General features: G+C 68.9%; 18 protein-coding genes and 2 pseudogenes. 5 read left to right on the forward strand and 15 right to left on the reverse strand.

Annotation, left to right across the window (positions count from 1 at the left end):
* Positions 1-315: 315 nt before the first annotated feature.
* The 3 genes and pseudogenes from BLW86_RS36525 to BLW86_RS36535 form a co-directional block, all read left to right on the forward strand.
* Entirely contained in the window at positions 316-2,883 is a 2,568-nt protein-coding gene (locus tag BLW86_RS36525) for a hypothetical protein (RefSeq protein WP_143060320.1), read from the forward strand.
* 112 nt (positions 2,884-2,995) lie between these two features.
* Positions 2,996-3,478 (forward strand): hypothetical protein, encoded by a 483-nt coding sequence (locus BLW86_RS36530; protein WP_093877987.1) that lies wholly within the window; start codon positions 2,996-2,998, stop codon positions 3,476-3,478.
* A 148-nt stretch (positions 3,479-3,626) separates the two neighbouring features.
* A pseudogene (locus BLW86_RS36535) lies at positions 3,627-4,178 on the forward strand (transposase family protein); the annotation flags it as partial.
* Positions 4,179-4,191: 13 nt separating this feature from the next.
* Here the strand turns inward: BLW86_RS36535 and BLW86_RS36540 are convergent.
* The 15 genes and pseudogenes from BLW86_RS36540 to BLW86_RS36610 all read right to left on the reverse strand — a co-directional run.
* Positions 4,192-4,377, reverse strand: a pseudogene (locus BLW86_RS36540) (transposase family protein); the annotation flags it as partial.
* A 434-nt stretch (positions 4,378-4,811) separates the two neighbouring features.
* Positions 4,812-5,666 carry an amidohydrolase family protein gene (locus BLW86_RS36545; RefSeq protein WP_093877988.1) on the reverse strand — a complete coding sequence of 285 codons (855 nt, stop codon included), beginning with the start codon at positions 5,664-5,666 and terminating at the stop codon, positions 4,812-4,814.
* Positions 5,663-5,974 carry an L-rhamnose mutarotase gene (locus BLW86_RS36550; protein WP_093877989.1) on the reverse strand — a complete coding sequence of 104 codons (312 nt, stop codon included), beginning with the start codon at positions 5,972-5,974 and terminating at the stop codon, positions 5,663-5,665. The genes BLW86_RS36545 and BLW86_RS36550 overlap by 4 nt, the downstream gene beginning before the upstream one ends.
* Positions 5,971-6,621 carry a LutC/YkgG family protein gene (locus tag BLW86_RS36555; protein WP_093877990.1) on the reverse strand — a complete coding sequence of 217 codons (651 nt, stop codon included), beginning with the start codon at positions 6,619-6,621 and terminating at the stop codon, positions 5,971-5,973. The genes BLW86_RS36550 and BLW86_RS36555 overlap by 4 nt, the downstream gene beginning before the upstream one ends.
* On the reverse strand, positions 6,618-8,072 hold the full coding sequence (locus BLW86_RS36560) for a LutB/LldF family L-lactate oxidation iron-sulfur protein (protein WP_093877991.1): 1,455 nt from the start codon (positions 8,070-8,072) through the stop codon (positions 6,618-6,620). The genes BLW86_RS36555 and BLW86_RS36560 overlap by 4 nt, the downstream gene beginning before the upstream one ends.
* Positions 8,069-8,809: a (Fe-S)-binding protein gene (locus BLW86_RS36565; RefSeq protein WP_093877992.1), complete on the reverse strand. Its 741-nt coding sequence runs from the start codon at positions 8,807-8,809 to the stop codon at positions 8,069-8,071. The genes BLW86_RS36560 and BLW86_RS36565 overlap by 4 nt, the downstream gene beginning before the upstream one ends.
* Positions 8,809-9,801 carry an aldo/keto reductase gene (locus tag BLW86_RS36570; RefSeq protein WP_093877993.1) on the reverse strand — a complete coding sequence of 331 codons (993 nt, stop codon included), beginning with the start codon at positions 9,799-9,801 and terminating at the stop codon, positions 8,809-8,811. The genes BLW86_RS36565 and BLW86_RS36570 overlap by 1 nt, the downstream gene beginning before the upstream one ends.
* Positions 9,802-9,882: 81 nt before the next feature.
* Complete coding sequence (locus BLW86_RS36575; protein ID WP_093877994.1) at positions 9,883-10,638, reverse strand: SDR family NAD(P)-dependent oxidoreductase; 756 nt, start codon at positions 10,636-10,638, stop codon at positions 9,883-9,885.
* Positions 10,635-11,975 (reverse strand): enolase C-terminal domain-like protein, encoded by a 1,341-nt coding sequence (locus BLW86_RS36580; RefSeq protein ID WP_093877995.1) that lies wholly within the window; start codon positions 11,973-11,975, stop codon positions 10,635-10,637. The genes BLW86_RS36575 and BLW86_RS36580 overlap by 4 nt, the downstream gene beginning before the upstream one ends.
* Before the next feature lie 12 nt (positions 11,976-11,987).
* Positions 11,988-12,839 (reverse strand): fumarylacetoacetate hydrolase family protein, encoded by an 852-nt coding sequence (locus BLW86_RS36585; protein ID WP_093877996.1) that lies wholly within the window; start codon positions 12,837-12,839, stop codon positions 11,988-11,990.
* Positions 12,836-14,170: an alpha-L-fucosidase gene (locus BLW86_RS36590; RefSeq protein WP_093877997.1), complete on the reverse strand. Its 1,335-nt coding sequence runs from the start codon at positions 14,168-14,170 to the stop codon at positions 12,836-12,838. The genes BLW86_RS36585 and BLW86_RS36590 overlap by 4 nt, the downstream gene beginning before the upstream one ends.
* The gene (locus BLW86_RS36595; protein ID WP_093877998.1) at positions 14,167-15,012 is read right to left on the reverse strand and encodes a carbohydrate ABC transporter permease; all 846 of its coding nucleotides are present in this window, start codon (positions 15,010-15,012) and stop codon (positions 14,167-14,169) included. The genes BLW86_RS36590 and BLW86_RS36595 overlap by 4 nt, the downstream gene beginning before the upstream one ends.
* Positions 15,009-15,866 carry a carbohydrate ABC transporter permease gene (locus tag BLW86_RS36600; RefSeq protein ID WP_177181857.1) on the reverse strand — a complete coding sequence of 286 codons (858 nt, stop codon included), beginning with the start codon at positions 15,864-15,866 and terminating at the stop codon, positions 15,009-15,011. The genes BLW86_RS36595 and BLW86_RS36600 overlap by 4 nt, the downstream gene beginning before the upstream one ends.
* Positions 15,867-16,013: 147 nt before the next feature.
* A complete protein-coding gene (locus BLW86_RS36605) occupies positions 16,014-17,294 on the reverse strand; it encodes an ABC transporter substrate-binding protein (protein WP_093878000.1) in 1,281 nt (426 codons plus the stop codon).
* 66 nt (positions 17,295-17,360) lie between these two features.
* Positions 17,361-18,509 (reverse strand): ROK family protein, encoded by a 1,149-nt coding sequence (locus BLW86_RS36610; protein ID WP_143060321.1) that lies wholly within the window; start codon positions 18,507-18,509, stop codon positions 17,361-17,363.
* Between the two features lie 389 nt (positions 18,510-18,898).
* On the opposite strand from BLW86_RS36610, the gene BLW86_RS36615 reads away from it, so the two are divergent.
* On the forward strand, positions 18,899-21,220 hold the full coding sequence (locus BLW86_RS36615) for a discoidin domain-containing protein (protein WP_107466178.1): 2,322 nt from the start codon (positions 18,899-18,901) through the stop codon (positions 21,218-21,220).
* Positions 21,221-21,257: 37 nt separating this feature from the next.
* Entirely contained in the window at positions 21,258-23,417 is a 2,160-nt protein-coding gene (locus BLW86_RS36620) for an alpha-galactosidase (RefSeq protein ID WP_093878003.1), read from the forward strand.
* Positions 23,418-24,195 lie beyond the last annotated feature (778 nt).

A 24,195-nucleotide genomic window follows, 5' to 3' on the forward strand; every position in this document is an offset into this window, starting at 1 on the left:
GACTACGTTTCGGCGGGTCTTCCGTGGCAGATCATTGGCGTCCGTGACATTCAAGGGTAACGGTAAGTCGGACCTCCACAAATGACGCCGATTCTTCGAGTGGGACCCGGATATCGTTAATGCCTAGACGTGATTCGTTGTCGAGTGCGACGGGTGGCATCTCCGGCTTTGCAATTGCGCCCTGCGCCCCTCGCATCGTGTTGTCATCTCGCGAATCGTTGCCGCTTTAGTCTCGCAATCCTGGGCCGCCCCACCTAGCCACAGGGATAAATTAAAATCTATCGCCGACGAACCTACTGGTGAGGAGTGTTCCGTATGCTTCCCGACTACTATCCCTACATACGTGACACTGTAACCATCACGGAGAATCTGAACGAATTCTGTACGCGACCCAGCATTGGACCGGTCTTCCTGATCGGGCGCCTAGTGCAGCATGCGCCCGGGTGTAATCTGCGCGTAACCCGAAATCGAGTCATCATCGTCGCTGACGTCTACGACGGAACAAACGGAATGATCGATGCCAGCGCCACGGACAGAGGCGGCCCCGGTGGCATCGTCACGGTGATGTGCCGGCGGTCGATTAACGCCCGGGCAAGTGCCTCCGGAGGAGGCGGGACCGCCGGAACCGCCGGGACAGCCGGCTCCCCCGGAACAGCCAACTACCACAGCGACGGCTACTACGAAACAATCACGGACCCAGACGGGACCACCCACGACGTATGGCACGACGAGGTGGACATTCCCGGCGCCGATCCCACCAACGGCACGCCGGGTGGCCCAGGTGGTCCAGGCGGCAACGGCGGCTCAATCACCTTCACCAGCATCGAAGACGAGACGCCACCAGATCTCTCAGCCCCCGGCGGCTGGGGTGGACCAGGTGGCCCTGGCGGGCCGGCCGCGCAAGGCCCCTACAGCGAAGGATCATTGGAAGGGGACCCCGGAGAGTACGGCCCCCAGGGTGCCGATGGACAGGTCAACATCACCACCCTCGACGAAAGCGCCTACGTCGCCGGTCTTCAACCCCTGCTCAACAGCACCGGCCGTGTCTACACGAACTACTGGGCCCCCTACCGCATCGTCACCGGCGAGTACTACTACCACCTGTACAACCCAGGCGTACCGAACAGTGTCAAGTACGGAGCCCTCGCGGCGATCGAGTTCCAGCGAGCGCTGGAACTCCAACCCAACAACCCCGACGCCATCCGCCTGCACCGCCAGCTCGTCGGCTACGCTCCCACACCCGGCGCCGCGTGGGTCGGCGGAGGCGCCAACGCGCTGGGGCTGCCGCCCGACATGGACGTGGTGCCCAACTTCGACAAATACATCGAGGCATTCACTCGTTTCCTGACGCCTGTTCTCGATTTCCTCTCACTCGGCGTCGAAAAGATCCTTTTGACGAAGACGATCGCCAATCTCGCCGATATAGCCGGCCAGCTATCGCAGCAGGCGGTCGCAGCGCGTGAGGACGCCGACCGCACCCTGGGTATCGCTAAGACAGAGCAGACACAGGCCGACAGCGATGTCGCCTACGCACAAGCCCAGCTGGACCAAGCGACCACCGCCATCAACAGGGCAATCGTCGAGGCGCAGCAGCACCACGACCCACCCAGCATTTCCTTCGGCGACGTCGTTGCGACAGTCGCCGAGGTGGGTGGCGCAGTACTGGGTGTTGCGGCCGCCATCCCGACCGGCGGAGCAAGCCTGGTCGCTATGGCACCGAGCCTCATGACGCTTGCCGACACCGTCTTCGACAACGCGGCACCGATAGCCCAGGCTCTCCTACGCGGCGAAGAAGCCGATCTGGCGAAGATCAGGGAGGTCTACAACACCGTTGGCCAGGACGCTTCCGCCGCCATCAGCAGCGCCCGCACCGTCGTCAACTTCACCACCGTCGCACAGCGGCTCGCTCAGGCCACAACAACCCAGAACTCACCACACGTGGCTCTGATCAAGCGTGGCACCGAACTCACCCACGAACTGCTCCTTGCCCGCAACCGTGCCGTGCTCGCCCGCCAGCGCGTCGACGCTGGAACCGCTCGATTGGCCCGCGCGCAAACAGTTGCCGCACAGGCAGATGCCCTGCAGCAAAAGCAAATTCTCGATGCAGAGGCGATCAAGCAAGCCGGACTTTTGGCGGTCTCCACTGCTCAATCGAAGGCCGACGCATTGCTTAGCCTCGCGTTTCGGGCGAAGCGATCGGTCGAAATATACACACTGAAGAACGAGGATGCTCACTTCCCCCTGGATGCCGGCCGACTGTCCCCCGACATCTGGACCGATTACTACGAGCGGGAAATCGACGAAATCAAGCTCGCGACTGAGCTCACCTCTTCATGGGGAGACATACTGGACTTGGTCGAAATGCAGGCCGACTACATCGAGTACTTCGACAAACCGCTCGATCAGGACTGGATCAGACGATCGTTCAAGCCCTCCGATCCGCAGGTAGCCGACCTGAAATCTTTGCACCGATTCACCTTTACGATCGATCCAGTCGCCGACGTGCCGGCCGACCGCTTCGACGCAAAAATCAAGAGCATCCGGTTGGCCCTCATCGGAGCAACTCACCCCGAAGGTGAGATCTCATGCCAGATACGCCACGACGGGAAGTATCAACAGCGCCGCGCCGACAACAGTGTGACGACGCAATGGCTGCTGCCCAAGATCAGCACCCGTGGAGCCAAGACCACGCCGCTGCTGCCTGATGAAGGATTCGGCGACGACCCGCCCCTCGACGCCCCCAAATCGCTGGCGTTCTGGGGACGAGGCGTAGGCGGAAACTGGCAGGTGATCATTCCTCAACAGCAGTTCGACACAGGGCTGAACCTGAGCGGACTGACACAGATCCAACTCTGGATCGGATATCAATTCCTCCACAATTGACCAACCATCCACAGCCATTAGGCGCTGAAGGGATAGGAGTCCCCTGCGCAACCTGGTGGGCAACCGCACCAGGCGCCCGTTCGTCCACCGAGAACCCACTCGAGGAGGGAAAATGCCAGAAGAAGAAGAACACCCAATCAAGACCGGATTCGAGATCATAGAAGGTCTCTTCGAGGTAGCCAAAACCGTGGTCGAGCTGCGACACGCCTTTGCGGTGGGCGGCATCGCGGGAGTCTCGGGTGGTGCGCTAGGACTGGGCATCACGGCAGTCGTACTCTCCGTCAAGCTCGAAAGCTTTCCTGAGGACCTCACCGACAGAGATGTCCTTGCCGGCCGACTGTCCGGGACCTGCGCCGAGCTGGGTGGAAACGAGCTATTCCTTCCCATCTGTCGAGTTGATCAACACAGTCAAGGAGGCGACGACGTCTTCGATGCTGGATTCTGGCACGGCTCGCTGCACATCGACGACTTCGAAAGTGCCCGCATAGAGGCAGTCGACCATCTTTCCTCAGAACCCGACTCGGTAGGGCAGGTTGGCGTAGTCCGAGTGCAGGCCGCGACGCCGCTCATCGGCGAATTCATCCTCACCCAGTAGACGATGCAGGTCAGGGGTCGAGGCCGTGATGGAGGATGATGTCCTCGCTGCTGCGGCAAGCTATAGCGCTTGCAGGCGAACCGTCTCATCGAGCAGTCCATGGCGGAATGAGACCTCGTGGAGGTCGACTGCGGCAGGATAAGGGACGATACGCATCGGCACCCGTGAGGGTGACCGGCGGTGCAATCTCCCGCCATGTCGGCGTGCGCTCGTCGCTCTGGTGTACCTACGCCACCACGACACCCTCTCCCGGATCGCGGCCGGTTTCGGGATATCCGTCGGCACCGCCCACGCGTATGTCACGGCCGTGACCGGTCTTCTCGCCGATCTCGCTCCCGGCCTGCTCAAGACGCTGCGCGAGCATGATCCTGCCTTCGTCCTGCTGGACGGGACTCCCGCCGAGTGCGACCGCGTAGGCGACAGCCGGGCCGACTACTCGGCCAAGCACCGTCGGCACGGCGTGAGCATCCAGGTCGTTACCGACCCGGACGGGGAGGTGCTGTGGATCTCGCCCGCTCTGCCGAGACGTACCCACGACCTGACCGCCGCCCGCACCCCCCGCATCATCCGGATCTGCGAGCGCCTGGGTGTCCCGATCCTCGCCGACCGCGCCTACCAGGGCGTCGGCCCCTGGCTCACCACCGGACTCAAACGACCACCGGGCGGACAGCTCACCCCCACCCAACTCGCCGTCAACCGGACCTGGTCGCGGCGAACCCGGCGGCGAGCTGGGCGTAGGTGTCACCGCATCGCAGATGAGCCAGGGCGAGGAGAACCTGACGGTTGGCGGTCAGCCGACGCCATCGGGTCCCGATCTCCCCTCGCCGGGCAGCAAGTCGTCCCGTCAGACACCGCAAGGTGCGACTGGACAGGTCGACCGACGACGGGTAGACAAACACGCGAAGCTCCTGGTGGCTGCGGGCGGTCTTGGTCGAGAACCCGTCTACCAGGAGCTTCGTCGTTCCACCGATCTGTCCAACACGCGGCCAGCACCGTCAGGCTGGAAAAGGCCTGAGCCGGGTGACATTGAACAGCTCGCGGTCGACGGCGTCGGAGGCGATGGCGTCCATCGCGTCCTCGGGGATCACATACATGGCCCCGTCCGGGCCGGACATCGTTTTGAAGCCCTTGCTCGGGCTTTCGGTGTCGGGAGTGGCGGTCGGCTGTGCCGGGCCAGTGTCTTCGGGGGATCACCTTCGGGAGCAAGATGCCGATGCTGCCTGAATCCGGCATGGCCGGAACCAGACAGAACGTGAAGCTCGCTCAGCCGGGGCCGAGAGTGCCGGGCTCACCCGGGCGCGGGGCGCTCGTCGCCCACGGGTGGCCGGCCGGTCTACTCGAGTCCGTAGACACGGATCGCGTTGCCGCGGAACACTGCGTCCTTGTCCGCCCGGTCGAGCGCGTGCAGGAGCGTCTCGGCGATCCCGACGACCGTCGTGTAGTCGGCGGCCAGGGTGCAGACCGGCCAGTCGGAGCCGAACAGCAGCCGGCCCGGGCCGAACGTGTCCAGCGCCGTGTCGGCGTAGGGTGCCAGGTCCTCGGTCCGCCAGGCTCCGGGGGCGGCCTCGGTGACGAGGCCGGAAAGCTTGGCGACCGTGTTGGGGAGGGCCGCCAGACGACGGAGGTCCGCCGCCCAGGGGCCGGGTTCGCCACCGTCGATCGGCGGCTTGCCGAGATGGTCGAGGACGAACGTCAGACCGGGGACCCAGGCAGCCGCCGCGGTCGCGGCGGGCAGCTGGCGCGGCGTGACGACGAGGTCGTACACGAGCCCCGCCTCCGCGACGGCGGCCAGTCCGCGCCGTACGTCGGGACGGAGCAGCCACTGGGGATCGGGCTCCTCCTGGACCTGGTGGCGGATGCCGACGAGCCGGTCTCCGCCAGGCCCCTCGCGGAGAGCGGCGATCGTGTCGGCGATGCTCGGGACGGTGAGATCGACCCAGCCGACGACTCCCGCGTTCAGGTCGTTGCCAGCCGCGAGGGCCAGCAGCTCGGGCGTCTCCTCGGGGACGCAGACGGTCTGTACGAGGACGGTGCCGGTCACGCCCGCCGCCCGCGCCTCCGTCGCGAGGTCGTCCATCGAGAAGTTGCGGGCGAGCGGGGCGAGGTCTTCGCCGGTGATCCAGGGCTGCGGCCGCACCGTCAGGTCCCAGACGTGGTGATGGGCGTCGATGATCTCCCGGGTCGTCACAGCCGCCACACCACCGGAAGTCCGGCCTCGGCCCCTGCCGATGAGTAGTCGTGGACGGTGTCGAGGAGTTCGGCCATCTCCGCCTGCCAGGCGATGTTGACGGGGAGGGGTTCCAGCTCGGCCAGGAGGCGGGCGTAGTCCTCGCAGTCGAGCACGTGGAAGAGGTCACGGTCGCTGCGCCAGATGGTCCACGACGTGACGCCCGCGGCCCGGATGGCGGCGGTGAGTTCGGCCGGTACGGCGCGGTGGGCCGTCTCGTACTCCTCGATCCGGTCCGCGCGGAGGCGGGTGTGTAGGGCGATCTTCATAGCTGCTCCGGTGGGGCGGGGTCGACGATGACGACGTCCAGGGTGCGGGGGCCGTGGACGCCTTCCACCCGGTCGAGTTCGATGTCGCTGGTGGCGGACGGGCCGGAGATGAAGGTGAGCGGGTGGCGCGGGTCGAGGCGCGCGAGGGCGTCGGGGAGGTCGTCGGCGATCTGCTCGGCGCGGATGACGCACAGGTGGTGGTCGGGGACCAGGGTGAGGGCGCGCCGGCCCTGGCCCGGGCCGGTGTCGAGGACGATGGTGCCGGTGACCGCGATGCCGCCGGCGGCGAGGGTGATCGTGCCGTCGAGGGTATCCAGCGCCTGGATGTCCAGTGGTTCCGGGTGCCACTCCCAGGGGCCCGGGGGGCGCAGGTCGGTGGGGAAGCCGTCGGGCAGTGCGAGTCGCCTGGTGCCGCGTGAGGTCAGTGCTGTGGCGATGGCCTCGGGCAGGCCGGCCTCGTCGGTCCGGATGACGTTCGCCCGGTAGTCGGCGACCCGTTCCGCGAACAGGGCGACGGCGTCCTGCCCCGGCTCGACGTGGCTGCGGCGGTAGGCACGGGGAACGGGTACGTCCTCGGGCCGCTCGTCCGTCGGTACGTCGGCGAGGGCGGCGCGGATGCGGGCGAGTACGGTGTCGCGGCTGCTCACGGTCGCTCCTTCCGGTTCTTGCGCCACCAGCTGCGGAAGGACTCCGCGGGCGGTGCGGGGGTGTCCCGTGTGTCGGACCAGCCGCTGAGCGGTCCCGGCAGGCGACCGATCCGGCCCTCGCGGGCCAGGACCTTGCCGCCGAGCGCGGCGGCGCGCTGGGCCGCGGCCAGGAGGCGGGGGGAGTCGAGGACGGTGGCCGCCGCCTTCATGGCGAGCGCCTCGGCGGATGCCCTGCCCTTCCCCTCGACCGCCTTGGCGCGGAGGTGGGCGAGGACCTCCGGGATGTTGATCTTGACGGGGCAGGCGTCGTAGCAGGCGCCGCAGAGGGTGGAGGCGAAGGGGAGGGAAGCGGCGTTCTCGATGCCGACGAGCTGGGGGGTGAGGACGGCGCCGATGGGACCGGGGTAGACGGAGCCGTAGGCGTGGCCGCCGGTGCGCTCGTACACGGGGCAGACGTTGAGGCAGGCGGAGCAGCGGATGCAGGCGAGGGCCTGACGCCCGACGGTGTCGGCGAGGGTGTCGGTGCGGCCGTTGTCGAGCAGGACCAGGTGGAAGTTCTGGGGGCCGTCGCCGTCGGTGGTGCCCGTCCAGGTCGAGGTGTACGGGTTCATCCGCTCGCCCGTGGAGGAGCGCGGCAGCAGTTGGAAGAAGACCTCCAGGTCCTGCCAGGTCGGGACGACCTTCTCGATGCCCATGACGGTGATGAGGGTCTCCGGCAGGGTGAGACACATCCGGCCGTTGCCCTCGGACTCGACGACCACCACCGTGCCGGTGTTGGCGCAGGCGAAGTTGGCGCCGGACACGGCGACCTTGGCGGTGAGGAACTTCTCGCGCAGATGCAGGCGTGCGGCCTCGGCCAGATCGGCTGGAGTGTCGGTGAGACCGTCCGGCGCCGGACGGCCCCAGTGGGCCATCTTCGCGGCGAACAGGTCACGGACCTCGGTGCGGTTCTTGTGGATCGCGGGGACCAGGATGTGGGAGGGCCGGTCGTCGCCGAGCTGGACGATGAGCTCGGCCAGGTCGGTCTCGTAGGCGGTGATGCCGGCCTCGGCGAGGTGTTCGTTGAGGCCGATCTCCTGGGTGGCCATGGACTTGACCTTGACGACCTCCGACTCGCCGGTGGCGCGGACGAGTTCGGTGACGATGCGGTTGGCCTCGGCCGCGTCGGCGGCCCAGTGGACGGTGCCGCCCGCCGCCGTGACCGAGGCCTCCAGCTCCAGGAGGTAGCGGTCCAGGTGGCGTGAGACCCGCTTCTTGATCGCGGCGGCGGACTCGCGCAGCTCCTCCCAGTCGTCCAGCTCGGCCGCCACCGCGAGACGCTTGTCGCGGATGGTGCCGGTGGCCCGCTTCAGGTTGGCGCGCAGCTGCGTGTCGCTCAACGCATCACGGGCGGCTTCGGGGAAGGCGGGGGAGCCGAGCCAGACCACGCCCCGGTTCGTGGAGGTGTTCACCACGGGTCTCCTTCGGTGGAGGCGAGAATCTCGGCGAGGTGCATGCTGCGGATCCGTTCGCCCTGGCGGGAGAGGCTGCCGCCGATGTGCATGAGGCAGGAGTTGTCGGCGGCGCACAGCACCTCGGCACCGCTGTCCCGGACTGCGGCGGCCTTGTCGGCGAGCATCGCACTCGACGTGTCGGCGTTCTTGACGGCGAACGTGCCGCCGAAGCCGCAGCAGGAGTCCGCGGAGGGCAGGTCGACGAGTTCGAGGTCCTTCACGGCGCGCAACAGCCGCTGCGGCCGGTCGCCCAGTCGCAGGCCGCGCAGCGAGTGGCAGGTGGGGTGGTAGGCGACCCGGTACGGGAAGCGTGCGCCGACATCGGTTGCGTCGAGGACGTCGGTGAGGAACTCCGTGAACTCGTGTACCCGGGGTACGAGTTCGGTCGCCAGCCGGTGGAGGGCCGTGTCGCCGAACTCCTCGGCGATCAAGGGATGGTTCTCCTTGACCACGCCGGCGCACGAGGCAGAGGGCGTCACGATGGCGTCGTAGTCGGCGAAGGTCCGGGCGAAGCGGGACACGAGCGGGAGGGCTTCGGGCCGGTAGCCGGTGTTGAAGTGCATCTGCCCACAGCAGGTCTGCTCCATCGGGAAGTCGACCGTGTGGCCGAGCCGTTCGAGGACGCTCACCACCGCTCGCCCGCTGCCGGGGAAGAGGGTGTCGTTGAAGCAGGTCACGAAGAGAGCGACACGCATCAGTTCCCTCCTTCAGGGGTCGGGACGCCCGGGGCGAGAAGGCCGAGTGCCTTCAGCTCCTTCCACAGGGCTGCCGGTACGGGACGGTGGAGCACGGCAGAGGCGTCCTGGACTTCGGCGGCGTTGCGGGCGCCGACCAGCACGCTCGCGACGGCCGGGTGCCCGAACGGGAAGCGCAGGGCGGCAGCACGCAACGGCACCCCGTGGCGCTCGCACACGGCCTGGAGCTCCAGGGCGCGGGCCACCATCGCGTCGCGCGCGGTCGTGTAGTCGAAGGTGGCTCCCGGGCGGGGGTCGGCGAGCAGTCCGGAGTTGAAGACGCCGCCGACGACCACGCCGACCCCGCGCTCGGCGGCCAGGGGGAGCAGTTCCGTGAGCCCGCGTTGGTCGAGCAGGGTGTAGCGGCCGGCCAGCAGGACGGTGTCGATGTCGGAGTCGCGGACGAAGTGTGTGAGCAGCTCTGCCTGGTTCATGCCGACGCCGATCGCGCCCACCATGCCTTCGGCGCGCAGCCGTTCCAGTGCCGGGTAGGCCTCGGCGAGGGCCTGCTCGGCGTGATCGTCCGGATCGTGCAGGTAGACGATGTCGATCCGATCCAGGCCCAGCCGCTCCAGGCTGGATTCCAGGCTCCTGCGGACGCCGTCGGCGGTGAAGTCCCAGACCCGCTCGTGGGTGGCGGGGACGGCGAAGCCGTTGGCCAGGTCGTCGCCGGTCGCCACCGGACGGGGACGGAGCAGTCGGCCGACCTTGGTGGAGACGACGTACTCGTCCCTGGGCCGGCCGCGCAGCGCGGCGCCGAGCCTGCGTTCGGACAGGCCGAGCCCGTAGTGCGGGGCCGTGTCGAAGGTGCGGATTCCGGCGGCCCAGGCGGCGTCGACGGTCGCGGCGGCGTCCTCGTCGGTGACCGGGCGGAACAGGTTGCCGAGCGGTGCGGCGCCGAGGGAAAGCTCGGTGACCTGGGTGGTGTCGCGCCCGAGTGGTGTGCAGCGCACGGTGTTGCCTCTCGCTGGTGGAGCCCGGCCGGGGGCGGTGTTGTCAGGTGTCCGCGCCCGGCCGGGGGCTTGGGGGAGGGGTCAGCCTGTGGCCGGGCGCAGTCGCAGGCCGGCCATGCCGCCGTCCACGGCCAGGGCGGTGCCGGTGACACTGGCCGCAGCAGGGGAGGCGAGGTAGGCGATGGCGGCGGCGACCTCGTCGGCGGATACGAGGCGGCCGGTGGGCTGGCGGGCGTCGAGCGCCGCCCGTTCTGCAGCCGGGTCGGCAGCCTGGCCGAGGAGCCGGCTCACCCACGGCGTGTCCACGGTGCCGGGGTTCACACAGTTGACCCGGATGCCCTCCCGGACGTGATCGGCCGCCATGGCGAGGGTCAGGGACAGGACCGCGCCCTTGCTCGCCGAGTACAGCGCACGGTGCGGCAGCCCCGCCGTCGCGGCGATCGAGCAGGTGTTGACCACCGAGGCGGCGCCCGAGCGGCGCAGGTGGGGGAGGGCGGCGCGGGTGGTGCGGACGATACCGAGCACGTTGACGTCCAGGACGCGATGCCACTGCTCGTCGTCGTTGTCCTCGACCGTACCGAGCGCTCCGATGCCCGCGTTGTTGACCAGGATGTCGACACCGCCGAGGACATCGGCGGCCTCCCGCACGGCCGTACGCACCGAGGCGTCGTCCGAGACATCGGCCGTGAAGGCGAGCAGCGGCGCGGGCACGCCGGCGGGGTCGAGGTCCAGGACGGCGACCCGTGCGCCACGCCCGGCGAGGAGTCGTGCGGTGGCCAGTCCGATGCCGGAGGCGCCGCCGGTGACCAGGGCGTTCAGCCCGTTCAGGTCGCTCATGCCGTGGCCTCCTGCCGTGCCGCCAGATCACCGGTCCAGAAGGTGCCGTGCGGATAGCCGTACGTGTCGATCGCCGCCCGGTCCATCTGCGCGGAGAAGCCGGGGGCGGCCGGTGCTCGGTAGTGGCCGGCATCGATCACGACGGGGTCGAGGAAGTGCTGGTGGAGGTGGTCCACGTACTCGATCGCCCGGTCCTCGGTCGTACCGGAGAGCGCCACGTGGTCGAACATCGACAGATGCTGGACCAGTTCGCACAGGCCGACCCCGCCCGCGTGCGGGCAGACCGGGATGCCGAACTTGGCCGCCAGCAGCAGGATCGCGAGGTTCTCGTTCACTCCGCCGACGCGGGCCGCGTCCAGTTGCAGCACGTCGATGGCGCCGGCCTGGAGCAGCTGCTTGAACACGATCCGGTTCTGCACGTGCTCGCCGGTGGCGACCTTGACCGGCACGACGCCGTCGCGGATCGCGGCGTGGCCGAGGATGTCGTCCGGACTGGTGGGCTCCTCGATCCAGTACGGGTCGAACTCGGCCAGCGCCCGCGTCCACTCGATCGCCTCGGCCACGTCCCAGCGCTGGTTGGCATCGATCGCGATCCGGATGTCCGGTCCGACGGCGGCGCGCGCGGCGCGGCAGCGGCGGATGTCGTCCGCCAGGTCGGCGCCGACCTTCAGCTTGATCTGGGTGAAGCCGTCTGCGACGGCCTGCTTCGCGAGGCGGGTGAGTTTCTCGTCGGAGTAGCCGAGCCAGCCGGGGGAGGTGGTGTACGCCGGGTAGCCGCGCTCACGGAGCCGCTCGGCGCGGTCGGCGGCGCCTTCCTTGCCCTGCCGGAGCAGGTGCAGCGCCTCGGCGGGGGTGAGCGCGTCGGTCAGGTACCGGAAGTCGACCTGTCCGACCAGCCACTCCGGCTCGGCGTCGGCCAGCAGCTGCCACAGCGGCTTGCCCTCGCGCTTGGCGGCCAGGTCCCACACGGCGTTCGTCACGGCCCCGATCGCCATGTGCATCACGCCCTTCTCCGGCCCCAGCCAGCGCAGCTGGCTGTCACCGATCAGGTCGCGGTACAGGCCGCCCGGGTCGGCACACAGGGCGCCGGCGTCACGACCGACCACGTGCTCGCGCAGGGCGTCGATGGCGGCGACCTGCACGTCGTTGCCCCGGCCGATGGTGAAGACGAAGCCGTGGCCCTCCAGGTCGTCACCCTCGTCCGTACGCAGGACGAGATAGGCGGCCGAGTAGTCCGGGTCGGGGTTCATCGCGTCGGAGCCGTCGAGCTCGCGGGACGTGGGGAAGCGTATGTCGTAGGTGTCGAGCGCGGTGATCCGCGCTGTCTGTGCGGTCACGGGGTGTGCCTTTCAGGCGGTGGTGAAGGCTTGGCGCTGGGTGCCGAGGCCGTCGATGGACAGCTCGACCACATCGCCCGCGCGCAGGTAGGGGGTGCCGGGCAGGCCGAGGGCCACGCCTGCCGGGGTGCCGGTGTTGATGACGTCGCCGGGGCGGAGCACCATGTACTGGCTCAGGTACCAGACCAGGTAGGGGACGTCGAAGATCATGTTCTTGGTGTTGCCGTCCTGGCGGGGCACACCGTTCACTGCCAGGCGCATGCCCAGCGCCCGCACGTCGCCGGCCTCGTCCGCAGTCACCAGCCACGGCCCCAGCGGGTTGAAGGTCTCGCAGGACTTCCCGAGGTCCCACTGCGCGGAGTACTCCAGCTGGAACTCCCGCTCCGAGACGTCGTTGCTGATCGCGTATCCGGCGATGCATGCGGCCGCCTGCTCCGGACCGGCGAGGTAGCGGGCCTCGTGGCCGATGACGACGGCGAGCTCCACCTCCCAGTCCGTCTTGGTCGACCCCCGCGGGATCAGCACCCCGTCGTACGGGCCGACCACGGTCCCCGGATCCTTCATGAACACCACCGGACGCTCGGGCACCGGAGCACCCGTCTCCTCGGCGTGGTCCCGGTAGTTGAGCCCGACGCAGACGACCTTCCCCGGCCGGGCGACCGGAGCCCCGACCCGCAGCCCCGCCGTCTCCACCAGCGGCAGCGTGCCGGCATCGAGGGCCGCACGGACCCGCTCGACGCCACCCGAGGCCAGGAACCCGCCGTCGATGTCGTCAGTAAGTCCCGAGAGGGCGAACGTCCGACCGTCGGCCGTGACGACGGCCGGCGTCTCCGCACCGGCCGCCCCGAGTCGCAGCAGCCTCATGAGGTACCTCCCACCGGTGTGCTGTCGTCCTTCAGCTCGATCCTCACGACGGTGTCGACCGGATCGGGCAGCGGATACGTGAAGTGGCCGACCTCGCCGAACTGCACGAAGGGGATGTCGGGATACGAGGCCACGACCCACTCCTCGCAGAGCTTCAGCTCCTGGCCGTCGGCGACCAGGCTGATGCGCTCGATCGCGTCCTTCGGCACACCGGTCAGCGGCAGCGGACCGATCGGGGCCCGCAGGACGTGGGCGTACACGGTCGAACCGGAGCGCGTGTAGTAGCCCCACTCGGGCGAACCGAAGCCGGCAGGCCCCGCCCCGTAGACGGACTCGCCGTTGGCCTCCAGCCAGTGGCCGATCCGACGCAGTCGTTCGGCGGCCTCGGGCTGGATGGTGCCGCGCGCGTCGGGGCCGACGTTGAGCAGCAGGTTCCCGCCCTTCGCGACGCACTCCACGAGCTTCGTGATGACCTGCTCCGGCGACTTCCACAGGTCGTCGGCGGCGGCGTACCCCCAGTTGTTGTTGAGGGTGACGCACGCTTCCCATGGCACCGGGGTGCCGTCCGGGGTGTGGAAGCCCTCCACCGGGATCACCTGCTCCGGGGAGACGAAGTCCCCGCAGTACGAGGTGGGCTCGTCGGTCACGATGGAGCCCATGCCCTCACCGCTGGTCTCCAGACGGTTGTCCATGATGACGTCCGGCTGGAGCTCGCGGACCATCGCCACGAGGTCGGCGGCCCCCCACTGCTCCGGGCCCATCCCCTCGTAGGAGAAGTCGAACCACAGGATGTCGAGCTTGCCGTAGTTGGTGCACAGCTCCCTCACCTGGCCGTGCAGGAACGCCCGGTAGGACTCCAGGTCGGGCTCGTGGGAGGCGAAGGCGGGGTTGTCGCGCTCGGGGTGCGCCCAGTCGCCGTGGTGCGGGTAGTCGGGGTGGCGCCAGTCGAGCAGCGAGAAGTAGAGGCCGACCTTGATGCCGCGGGCGCGGAAAGCCTCCAGGAACTCGGCGACCAGGTCCCGGCCGATGCCGTTGTGCATGCTGCCGTAGTCGGTGAGCGCGGTGTCGAACAGGCAGAAACCGTCGTGGTGCTTGGCCGTGAGCACCGCGTACTTCTGGCCGGCCGCGGCGGCGAGTTCGGCCCAGGTGTGCGGGTCGAAGTCCTCGGCGCCGAAGCCGTCGACGGCGTACTGGTAGTCGGCGAGCGGGACGCGTTCGTGGGAGCGGAGCCATTCACCGCGGGCGGGGACGGCGTACGGTCCCCAGTGGATGAACATCCCGAAGCGGTCGTGCCGGAACCATGCCGAGCGTGCGAAGCGGTCCTCGCTCATGCCTTCACCGCTCCCGTGACCATCCCGCTGACGATGTACTTCTGGGCCGCGAGGTACACGGCGACCACCGGAAGCATGGTCAGGACGAGGTTGGCGCACACCAGCCCGTAGTCGAAGCTGTGGGTGGTCTGGAAGGTGAACACCGTCATGGGAAGGGTCCATCGATCGGCGTCGGGGATCAAGAAGAGCACGTTCTGAAACTCGTTCCAGGCATAGGTGAAGACCAGGACCAGCGCGGTGAAGCTGACCGGTCGCAGCAGCGGGAAGATGACGGTGAAGAACAGCCGCAGGGATCCCGCGCCGTCCAGCAGCGCGGCCTCGTCGATCTCGCGGGGCAGCTGCCGGATGAACCCGACGTAGGTCAGCGTGATGAAGGGGATCTGCACGGCGATGTCCGTCAGGATGAGGCCGAGGTACGAGCCGCCCAGACCGATCTGCTGGAGGAGCCGGATCGCCGGGATGAACGCGAACGGTGCGACGAGCCCGGTCAGCAGATAGCTGTAGACGCCGCCGGTGACCCGGCCCGGACGGCGCGCGATCACGAACGCCGCCATCGAGCACACCAGGACCGTGCCGCCCGTGACACCGACCGCGATCAGGACGCTGTTGCCGAAGGCCTGGAGCGAGTCGCCGGTGGTGATCACCGTGAGGTAGTTGTCGAAGTGCCAGCTGTCGGGGAGCGCGAAGCTCATCGTCCCCGACTCCGCGGTCCCCTTCACACTGGTGATCAGCACCAGGTACAGCGGAGCGAGGAAGACCAGGGCGACCAGGGCCGCCAGGGTGTACGTGGCCGAGGAGGCGAGGAGCCTTCGGGCGTGGGGCCGGGCCGGTCGGCGGGTCATGCCGTCGCCTCCATCCTGCGGACGAAACGGTTGATCACCAGGGCGACGGCGGTGATCATGAGGAACTGGAAGACGTTGACGGCGGCGGCGTAACCGAGCGCACCGGTGTTGAGCTGTTTGTAGACGTACGAGGTGAGCACCTCGGTCGCCGTGCCGGGGCCGCCGCCCGTGGTCGCGTAGATCATGTCGAACGCCTTCATTCCGGTGATGAAGGTGAGCAGTCCGGCCAGATTGATGGCGTGCCGGATGTACGGGATCTTGATGTGCCGGGCCACCTGCCAGGGGCCGGCGCCGTCGAGGTGCGCGCTCTCGATCAGTTCCGTCGGCACCGCCTGAAGGGCGGCGAGGACGAGGACGACCGTCCAGCCGACGCCCATCCAGGTGTCGACGGCGGTGACGCTGTAGAGCGCCAGGTCGAAGCTGCCGAACCAGTCCTGCGCGAGCCCGAAGGGCTTCAAGAGGACGTTGAGCGGGCCGTCGGCCTTGAGGATGTAGCCGAAGAGCAGGCCGACCACGATCGTGGAGAACATGATCGGCAGGTAGACGACGACCCGCAGGAACTTGGCCCCGCGGAAGGTGCGGTCGAGGAGGAAGGCGATCGCCACTCCCAGGACCGTCTTGCCGACGGTCACGCAGGCGGCGTAGGCGAACTGATTCCAGGTGGCGTTCCACAGCACTGAGCTGTCGCCGGCCATCAGACGGTAGTTGTCCAGACCGATGAAGCGTGTGTCCGGGACGAAGGTGGAAGCGTCGGTGAGCGAGAGGTACATGCCGAAGAAGGCAGGCAGAAGGAAGAAGACGGTGAAGACGGCGACCGCGGGGACGAGGAACGCGTACCGGTAGGTGCGGACCACACCGGAACCGTCGGCGCGCCCCGAGCTCCTGCGTGCTCCCTCTCCCCTATGTACTCCGCGTCCCTGCTTCCGTCCCGATCCGGGCGACGCTTCTCGGCGTCTGGTGGCGGCGAGGCTCATACTGGGTGTCTCCGATCTCGGGCCGGGTCAGAACCCGGCGGCGCCGGACTTGGCGCCCGCGCTCTGCCACGCCTTCTGGACGCGGTCGCCGAACTCGGCGACATCAGCGCGCTTGCCGATCAGCTCCTGGTAGGCGGCGATGATGTCGTCCTGCGGCTGCGGGATCACCGACTGCTGGTCGAAGGGCAGCACGGACCCGCCCTGGTCGACGAGCTTCTGCAGATCGGCGACGCCGCCGGAGGGCTTGGCGGCCTTGACGTCGGTGAACGCTGACACCCCGGGGTTGGCGTCCAGGAAGGACTGCGCCTGCGGCTGCGCGATCATGAAGTTCAGGAAGTCCTGGGCCTGCGGGGCGACCTTGGAGAACTTTGCGACCTTGAGCATGTTGGGCTTCTGCAGGCCGAGGGTGTTGTGGCCGTCCGCCGCCGGGAGCAGGAAGAACCCGATGTGCGCGTCCGCGTTCGACTTGGCGATCTCCCCGAGCGCCCAGCTGCCGTTGATGATCGCGCCGGCCCTGCCCTTCGCGAGGGCGGCGGTGGAGGCCTCGTATGTCGACGTCAGGGCGTCGTCGTTGGTCAGCCCGCCGTTCACCCAGTCGGACAGCGCCTGGTACTCCTGGTCGAAGCCCGGCGTGTCGGCCCACTTCGCCTTGTTGCCGTCGAGCTTGGCGACCAGGTCCTTGTCCGCGCCGATGAAGCTCGCGTTGACCGAGCTGCGGTGCTGGAGCAGCGTCCAGCCGTCCTTGCCGGCCAGGTGGAGCGGCGTGACGCCGGACTTCTTCACCTTCTCCAGGTCGGCCCGGAATTCGGCGAGGGTGGTGGGCGGGGCGGTGATGCCGGCCTTGGCGAAGACGTCCTTGTTGTAGAGGACGCCGGTGGCGTTGAGACCGTCGGCACTGGGCGTGCCCCAGATCTTTCCGTCGGGGGAAGTGATCGCCTTGCGAACGTCCGGGTTGAGCCGCTGCACCCACGGGCCGGTGGCCGGCTGCATGATCGCGGCCTTGTCCTTGGCGGTGTCCTGGCCGGCGAAGATGTCGACGCCGTTCTTGGAGGCGATCCGGGCCTGCACGAGCGCGTCGTAGTTGGCGTCCGGCACCGGGGCGAGCGTGACCTGGTGGCCGGTCTTCCGCTCCCAGGCCCGCACGTTCTCCTTGAACCCGGGGACTCCGACCCAGGAACTCGGCAGCATGTAGGTGACCGTCACATGGCCGCTGGTGTTGGTGCCGTCGTCCCCGGCGCAGCCGCTGACGACGGCCGACACGGTGAGCGCCGCGGCTCCGATGAGGGCGATTCTCCGGATTCTGCGCATGACAAGGTCCTCTCGGTACTGCTCAGGGGGAAGGGGAAATGCGGGATTGTTCCGGTGGGTGCGCGGCTACGAGACGGCGGCGGCTGTACGGACGCCGTCCCGGCCGCCCTCGTACGCTCCGGACTTCAAAGGCCTCATGTCGATCCGCGCGGGGAAGGCGGGGTCGCCGAGCAGGGTGTGGAAGGCGTGCGTGAGCGCGAGCTGCAGGGAGCCGAGCGCCGGGCCGAACGTCTGGTTCTCGGTGATCGCGAGCTTCACCGGGTACGCCTTGCGCATCATGGTGTGTAAACGCGCCGCGATCCGGTCGGTGAGAGCTTGCCGGTGGGCGAGCGGCCCGCCGAGGACGACCACCTCGGGGTCGACCGCCAGGGTCAGGTAGGCGAGGTGACGCGCGGCGCGAGCGGCGAACGCGTCCAGCTCTTCCTGCGCGGCCGGGTCACCGCGGTCGGCGGCGTCCACGACCGGCAGGAACGATTCGACGTCGGCCCAGTGCGCGGGCGCGGCCGGGCCGTCGTCGATCAGGTTGATCTCCCCGGCCAGGTTCCGGCTGCCCCGCTGGACCCGCCCCTCCACGACCAGACCGGCCGCCACCTCGTGCCAGGCCAGGGCCAGGGCGAAGGTGTCGGCGCCGCGGGCGGCGCCGTAGGCGTGCTCGGCGATCGCGGCGGCGTTCAGGTCGTGTTCGACGATGAGCGGTACGTCCCCGAAGACCAGCCCGGCCTCCGCGGGGGACAGTCCTTGGAGATCGGGATAGTGCGGGGCGTAGCTGATCCGCCCGTCTGGCCCGACACCGCCGGTGAGCGCGATGCCGAGACCGAGCCAGTCGCCGTGGGTGGCCTTCAGGGAGGCCACCAGGCGGTCCAGTCGTCCCCTGAACGCCCTGACCCGGTCCTGCCCGGATCGGGGCTCGGGGTCATGATGACGGCCCACGTGGAGGAGACGGCCGGCGACGTCGCTGACGAGGATCCGCTCGTCGTGCTTGCCGATCTCGGCGCCGATCACGAAGCCGTGCCGGCCCCGGAACCGGAACCGGGAGGCGGGCCGGCCGCCCACGGGCGTCGGGGACTCCCCGTGCTCGGCCCCCGAGATGACCTCCACGAGGTGGGGGAGTTCGGCCAGTCGGTCCCGGACCGTCGGCCGGGACAGTCCGGTGACGTTTGCGAGCTCGCTGATCGTCGCCTCGCCCAGCGAGTGCAGCGCGGCGGCACAAGCCACGGTGGTCGTCCGCCCGGAGGCTCTGTCACCTGAGGCGAACGTGAACATGGCGTGCTCTCTTCGGAAGCCCTTCCGTTCGGGTCCCGGGGAGGGCCCCGCCCGAAGGTATGGCAAGGAGGTTTCGAATCCGGCTTTCGTAACCGGGTGGCAGGAACGTAAACGACGCGTTACCGGGCCTGCAACAGTTCCGAAAGTGAGAGTGGCAACCTTTCGGAACCTAGGCGTAAGGCGGGTGTTTTATTGCTTTCGCCCTGATTCATCCTGTGGATACAAAGGCTTGCCCGGATGAGTTTCCGAACTCTTTCAGTCATGAACATGTGTCGCCTACGTTTCCGCTACTTCACCAGGACGTGGCCCCAGGGCGGGCCCACCAGACGCAGGAGGCAGCGGTGGCAGATCGCGAGCACCCCTCAGCGAGGTCCGACGCAGGTACGGCCGGCGGGTCCGGCGGTCCGGGACGCCGACAGCTCCTCGCGGCGATCGCGGCCGTCGGCGCGGGCACGGCCGCTTCCGGCCTTCTCGGCGCCTTCGGCCTCGGAGGGACCGCCGCAGCGGCGACCCCCGAGGCCCAGGCTGCCGCGACCCTGCGCGCGACCATCGATGAGACGCACCCCGCGCACCTGGTCAACCTCGGGCAGAGCGACGAGCCGTACCAGGGCACGCTCGTCCAGCTGTGGGCCACGATCCCGGACAGCCTCAAGCCGTACTGCTACATCAACCTCATTCCCGGCAGCGAGATCCACGACGTCCCGGCCGCGACCGACTGGATCCAGGCCCGGCTCGACACCGCCGAGGCGGCCGGCATCCCGGTCACCGTGCAGGTCGCCCAGGGCGCCACCGGCAACCAGGGCATTCCTGTCAGCAAGTGGCGTGCCTGGGCGCAGAACCACCCCAAGACCTTCGTCGGCCTCAACGCGGCCGAGCTGTACAACGGCATCGACCAGAGTAACTACCTGATCGACCTGTTCAACCTGGCCGGCGAACAGGGCATGTTCTTCTTCTGGACCGACACCAACATCTTCGGCAGTCACGGCATGATGCTGGACTACATGCAGAACAACACCCGGTTCCTGCCGACGATGAAGGCGAACGCCAAGAACCTGGTGTTCATGAACAAGGAGTCCTGGGCCACCGACTCCACCGACGCGCTCCTCAAGGGCCTGTGGCTCACCGGCTACATCGGCAACTGGGGCTCGTCGACCGACTGGTGGAAGTGGGGCCTCGACAACAAGGGCGTCTTCCCCGGCGGCGAGGGCTGGCAGGACTGGAAGTTCATCCTCCAGTACCCGCAGGGCCTCCAGGTCCAGTCGATCGTCCGTGACCTGTCCCAGGGTGCGACCTGCTTCCTCGCCGAAGGCTCGTACTTCACCAACGGCGCTCTCGGAAACCGTTACGCCGGAGCCCAGTTCGGCATCTATCCGCTGCTCCAGAGCGTCCTCAACGGCTGGATCCAGATCCCCACCCGCGCCCAGGTCGCCGCTCAGCAGCAGGCCCTGGTCAAGGGCATCGCCGCGTACTCCACGCCGGGCTGGAACGGTTCCGTCAACAACGCCATGGCCGTCGACGGGCGGTACGGGATGGTCTCGCTGGTCCCCACCACGATGCCCGCCGCCGACCTGACTGGCTTCACCACCGTCACCTCGAAGCAGCCCACCAGCTACTACGACGGGCTGTTCCCCGGCTACGCCCGAACCGGCAACGGCTGGGTCGTGCGCTCCGACGGCACGAACAAGCAGTGGTACTACACCAACCCCGTCATGTGGGAGCAGCGCAAGACCGCCTCGGTCATCCCGCTGACCAACGTGCCCGGCGCGCAGGTGACCGTCAGCTCCGACGAACACACCAGCGTGATCATCCAGGAGAACCCCTCCAACCTGGGCGTCCATGTCTTCAACTACCGACTCAACCTGACTGACGCCATCTCCCAGGTCGCCGACGAGGCCGACACCATCGCCTTCGGCCAGAACTACATGGCGCCCCGCCTCGACGCCGCCGGCACCCCGGTCGTCAACGCCGACGGCTCGATCACCACGGTCGGCAACCGCACCCTGCCGGACCAGACCTACCGTGACGTCCGCAACGTCACCCTGACCATCGTCGGCACCTGGAACGGCGGCCAGCCACGCGTCACCTTCGACGACCAGGCGGGCATGACCCGCCCGTACACGAAGACGCAGACCTGGGACGCGGCCACCAGCACGCTCACCCTCAGCCTCACCATGAACGGGACGAGCCACTTCAACGTCCAGATCAACGGCGGAGGCCCGCACGTCCTGCCCCGCGACGGCTGGACCGTGACCTACACCGACAGCCAGGAGACCGCCGCCGAGAGCACCCCGGCCACCAACGTCCTGGACGGCAACATGTCCACGTTCTGGCACACGGCGTGGTCAGCCACCGACCCGGACCCCGCCTGCCCGCACGAGATCCAGCTCGACATGAAGAGCAGCCGTACGGTCTCCGGGTTCACCTACCTGCCACGGCAGGACGGACCCAAGAACGGCTGGGTCGGCGGCTACGAGTTCTACGTCTCCGCCAACGGCACGAACTGGGGCAGCCCCGTCGCCACCGGTACGTTCGCCACCGACGCCACCCTGAAGACCGTACGGTTCCCCGCCACCGCCGCCCGATACGTGCGGTTCCGCGCGCTGTCGGAGGTCAACGGCAACCCCTGGACCTCCTGCGCCGACCTCACGGTCATCGGCCTGTGACCCGCCCCCGGGCGACCCCACCGGAGACAACGCACTCATGACCCCGCACCACCACCAGGACCTGGCCGTGCTCGCCGCGGCCGGGTCCGCCCTGGTCCTCGACACCTCGGGCCCCCACCTCCCCGCCGTCCTGCACTGGGGCGCCGACCCGGGCGAGCTGGGCGATCCCCAGGAGTTGCTGCTCGCCCTCACCCCGGGATGGCCCGTGGCCTCCGTCGACCAGCCCGTGCCCCTGCGGCTTGTCCCGCACCAGGCCGACGGCTGGACCGGACGCCCCGGCATCACCGGCCACCGCGACGGCGCCCACCCCCACCTGCGCCTGCGCCTCACCGATCCCGTGGTCTGCGTCCCCACGCACGGCGGGGGAGGCCACCTCCGGATCGCCGCAGCCGACCCGGACGCGGGAGTGACTGTCCGCACGGATGTCGAGATGGACGCCTTCGGCGTCATCCGGATCCGCCACACCGTTGGCAACGACGGCCCCGGCACCTTCACCCTCGACTCCGCCGCCTGCCTTCTGCCGGCCGGCGACCAGGCCACCGAAGTCCTCGACTTCACCGGCCGCTGGGCGAACGAACGCCGCCCCCAGCGCGGACCGCTCCACCACGGACTGACCCTGCGCGAGTCCCGCCGCGGCCGCACCGGCCACGACGCCACCGGCCTCCTCGCCGTCGGACAGACCGGATTCGGCTTCCGGCACGGCCAGGTGTGGGCTGTCCACACCGGCTGGAGCGGCAACCACCTCCACTACGCCGAACGCGTCCCCGAACGCGGCCCCGTCCTCGGCGGCGGCGAACTGCTCGGCCCCGGCGAGATCCGCCTCGGCCAAGGCGAGACCCACCGCACTCCCTGGACCTACTTCGCCTGGTCCGACGCCGGACTCGACGGCCTGTCCGACCGCCTGCACCGGCACCTTCGTGCACGCTCCGGCCATCCCCGTACGCCACGGCCCGTGACGCTCAACACCTGGGAGGCGGTCTACTTCGACCACCGCCTCGACACCCTCACCGACCTCGCCGAACGCGCCGCCGCCGTCGGCGTCGAACGCTTCGTCCTCGACGACGGCTGGTTCGCCGGACGCCGCGACGACACCGCCGGCCTCGGCGATTGGACCGTCGACACACAGGTGTGGCCCGACGGGCTGCACCCGCTCGTCGACCGGGTGCGGGAACTCGGCATGCAGTTCGGCCTCTGGGTCGAGCCGGAAATGGCCAACCCCGACTCCGACCTCGCCCGCGCCCACCCCGACTGGCTGCTCACCACCCCGGGCCGCCCCGCCCTGGCCGCCCGGAACCAGCAGGTCCTCGACCTGGCCAACCCCGACGCGTACGCCCACATCGCCGCCCGCCTCCACGCGCTCATCGACGAGTACGGCATCGCCTACCTCAAGTGGGACCACAACCGTGACCTGCTGGAAGCGGTCCACGACGGGGTCGCAGGCGTCCACGCCCAGACGGCAGCCGTCTACCGGCTCCTCGACGAACTCCGCGACCGGCACCCCGGCCTGGAGATCGAGTCCTGCTCCTCGGGCGGCGCGCGCATCGACTACGGCATCCTGGAACGCACCGACCGCGTCTGGGCCTCCGACACCAACGACCCGCTCGAACGCCAGGCCATCCAGCGCTGGACCGGCCTGCTCGTCCCTCCGGAGCTCATGGGCTGCCACGTCGGCGAGGCCCGCGCCCACACCACCGGACGCGTCACCTCCCTCTCCACCCGCCTCGCGACCGCCCTGTACGGCCACGCCGGCATCGAATGGGACCTCACCCGTTGTCTCGACGATGAACTCGCCCAACTGACGGCCTGGGTACGACTCCACAAGCGCCTCCGCCACCTCCTCCACACCGGCACCACCGTCCACGCCGACCACCCGGACCCCGCCGCCTGGCTCCACGGCGTCGTCTCCGAGGACCGCCGACACGCCCTGTTCACCCTCGCCCAGCTCACGGCGTCGACGGACTCCGTCCCACTCCGCCTCCGCCTGCCCGGCCTCGACCCGGGCCTCTCCTACACCGTCACCGTCCGCCCGGAGTTCCCCTTCACCCAGTCCCACCCCAGCACCGCCGTCCCCTGGATCACCCACGGCGTGATCCGCGCCCGGGGCGCCGTCCTCGCGGACCTGGGCCTGGCTGCCCCGCTGCTCGACCCGGCGCAGTGCCTGGTCCTGGAGGTGGAGGCGACCGACGGCGACACCTGATCAGCGTGCCGCCGCTCCACGGAATCGGCAGCGCGCTGAGGGCCGTGACGAACGTGACGCCCACCGGGACTAGGTGCGGGGTGGCGTCAGACCGGAGGGCGGTCAGAAAGCAGCTCCGCCGTTCCTGCCGGAATGCGTCGGCTCTGTCGGCGAACGGGAACGGACCTGGCCAATCGAGGCTTCCCCGTCGACCTGGGCTCCGAGGCCGAGTGGGTGAAGTCGATCATGGTGGGCGAGTAGTACTCCACCCTCACAAGGACATCTGCAAGTTCGTCGCCGAGATCGTCGCCAGGGTCACCCCACGCCAGAAGGGCGACAAGTCGCGCATCAATGACACGGAGTCGTACGACAACGTTTCCCAGGGCGTTGCGTCCTCTCTCCTGGCTCCGGGCATCGTGGCCGAGCAGAATGCGGCCGAGGCCTGCGCAGGCGACCCGAGGCCGTCTCCGCTCACCAAGTGACCCCACGTCACGCCCCGGTCCTCCGGGCGTTCGTGCCGCAGCACCCTATGACCCCCGTACCGCCCCGAAGCGCACTCATGCGCCCACGTACCGGAGTACCGAGCGACAGAATGGAAGCACCCGTGCACGGACCACTCGACATCGGCGGCACCGAGATCGCTGGAGGGCCCGTCGAACACCGCCGCCTGTCGGCTCGGGCGCAGTGCGCCACGCCGGCACACGGCTCGGCCGAGGAGATGACGGCCGTGGTCACGACGCTCCTCGACGACCTCGCGGGCCGACCGGAGTTGACCTCGCTCATCGGGGTCGACCTCGGA

Source organism: Streptomyces sp. TLI_105, assembly GCF_900105415.1.
Lineage (GTDB): Bacteria > Actinomycetota > Actinomycetes > Streptomycetales > Streptomycetaceae > Streptomyces.

What these genes read in the sequence shown, in the direction of transcription:
- BLW86_RS36585 (WP_093877996.1), bottom strand. Translation starts at nt 12,839, where the DNA reads ATGAGGCTGCTGCGACTCGGGGCGGCCGGTGCGGAGACGCCGGCCGTC.
- BLW86_RS36620 (WP_093878003.1), top strand. Translation starts at nt 21,258, where the DNA reads ATGACCCCGCACCACCACCAGGACCTGGCCGTGCTCGCCGCGGCCGGG.
- BLW86_RS36605 (WP_093878000.1), bottom strand. Translation starts at nt 17,294, where the DNA reads ATGCGCAGAATCCGGAGAATCGCCCTCATCGGAGCCGCGGCGCTCACC.
- BLW86_RS36565 (WP_093877992.1), bottom strand. Translation starts at nt 8,809, where the DNA reads ATGCGTGTCGCTCTCTTCGTGACCTGCTTCAACGACACCCTCTTCCCC.
- BLW86_RS36530 (WP_093877987.1), top strand. Translation starts at nt 2,996, where the DNA reads ATGCCAGAAGAAGAAGAACACCCAATCAAGACCGGATTCGAGATCATA.
- BLW86_RS36575 (WP_093877994.1), bottom strand. Translation starts at nt 10,638, where the DNA reads ATGAGCGACCTGAACGGGCTGAACGCCCTGGTCACCGGCGGCGCCTCC.
- BLW86_RS36550 (WP_093877989.1), bottom strand. Translation starts at nt 5,974, where the DNA reads ATGAAGATCGCCCTACACACCCGCCTCCGCGCGGACCGGATCGAGGAG.
- BLW86_RS36590 (WP_093877997.1), bottom strand. Translation starts at nt 14,170, where the DNA reads ATGAGCGAGGACCGCTTCGCACGCTCGGCATGGTTCCGGCACGACCGC.
- BLW86_RS36525 (WP_143060320.1), top strand. Translation starts at nt 316, where the DNA reads ATGCTTCCCGACTACTATCCCTACATACGTGACACTGTAACCATCACG.
- BLW86_RS36595 (WP_093877998.1), bottom strand. Translation starts at nt 15,012, where the DNA reads ATGACCCGCCGACCGGCCCGGCCCCACGCCCGAAGGCTCCTCGCCTCC.